General features: G+C 70.9%; 1 protein-coding gene. It reads right to left on the bottom strand.

From position 1 onward, the window contains the following. Nucleotides 1-950: cell division protein FtsZ (gene ftsZ, locus E9565_RS21610; protein WP_236833573.1), on the bottom strand; the 950-nt coding region annotated here is incomplete at its 3' end. Nucleotides 951-1,579 lie beyond the last annotated feature (629 nt).

The following is a 1,579-nucleotide window of genomic DNA, read 5'->3' as shown; positions in this document are numbered from 1 at the left end:
GGCCGCCCGCCGTCGAAGCCCGCGGCGATCACGGTGACCCGCACCTCGTCACCGAGGGCGTCGTCGATGACGGCGCCGAAGATGATGTTGGCGTCGGGGTGCGCGGCGTCCGACACCAGCGAGGCGGCCTCGTTGATCTCGAACAGGCCGAGGTCCGACCCGCCGGAGATCGACAGCAGCACGCCGTGGGCCCCCTCCATCGAGGCCTCCAGCAGCGGGCTGGCGATCGCCTGCTCGGCGGCCAGCAGCGCGCGGTTGTCACCGCGGGCGCTGCCGATGCCCATCAGCGCCGAGCCCGCCCCGGACATGACCGACTTGACGTCGGCGAAGTCCAGGTTGATCAGGCCGGGCGTGGTGATCAGGTCGGTGATGCCCTGGACACCGGAGAGCAGCACCTGGTCGGCGGTGCGGAAGGCGTCCATGACGCTGACGTTCCGGTCGCCGAGCTGCAGCAGGCGGTCGTTCGGGATCACGATGAGCGTGTCGCACTCGTTGCGCAGCTCCTCGATGCCCGACTCGGCCTGCACCGCCCGCCGTTTGCCCTCGAAGGCGAACGGCCGCGTGACGACACCGATGGTCAGCGCCCCGAGCTTGCGGGCGATCGAGGCCACGACGGGCGCCCCACCGGTGCCGGTCCCGCCACCCTCGCCCGCGGTGACGAAGACCATGTCGGCGCCCTTGAGCACCTCCTCGATCTCCTCGCGGTGGTCCTCGGCGGCCTGCCGGCCGACGTCGGGCTGCGCACCGGCGCCGAGCCCGCGGGTGAGCTCGCGGCCGACGTCGAGCTTGACGTCGGCGTCGCTCATCAGCAGCGCCTGCGCGTCGGTGTTGATCGCGATGAACTCGACCCCCTTGAGGCCGACTTCGATCATGCGGTTGACCGCGTTCACCCCGCCGCCGCCGATGCCGACGACCTTGATGACCGCTAGATAGTTGTGCGGAGGTGTCATGCGGCGCTCCTACCGTCTTCCCTCAACCTCGAGTTCAGCCTTACAGTTATGTCAACCAGGTCGACGGGGATGAAGTTAGGTGCGCGTCGGAAGGCGCTACAAGCACCCTCTCCGGGTCGGCGTGTCGGTGGACCCGGATCGCACCAGGCTCCGGCGACCCGTTGGTCACATCTGCACCACTGGCTGTGACGACTCGCGCCGGAAATGTCTTATCCCGTGATCCAGGCGCGGTCGGCGCGGGTGAGCAGAAAGATCCGCGGCCGGGGCGCGTGTCGGGCGTGTCGCGGACGACGGCGTGTCGCCGGGCCTCCCTCGTCGAGCCGGTGTGCACGCGCGCGGCCACCGTCCGCCACCGGACCGGCGGCGGGGTCGCACCGGGCCGCACCCGTGGCCGCTGCTGGGAGGGGCGAGCCGGGTGCACACGCGGCTCGACGCTCCGCGGGTCGGCTCCGCTCGCTCCTGCGCACACCGGTCCGGTCCTGGGAACGGTCACCTCACCGGCACGGAGAGCCCGCCGGACCGGCGGTGGACAGGACGCTCCTATGCCGGGTCAAGCCGCTGCGGGTGGTGATTCGAGGCGTCGGTAGAGCTCGCGGGCGATGTAGCGCTTGAGGCAGCGCTTGATCTCC

The organism is Blastococcus sp. KM273129 (genome assembly GCF_021698995.1).
GTDB lineage: Bacteria > Actinomycetota > Actinomycetes > Mycobacteriales > Geodermatophilaceae > Blastococcus.
This window is presented reverse-complemented; position numbering and strand designations above follow the sequence as displayed.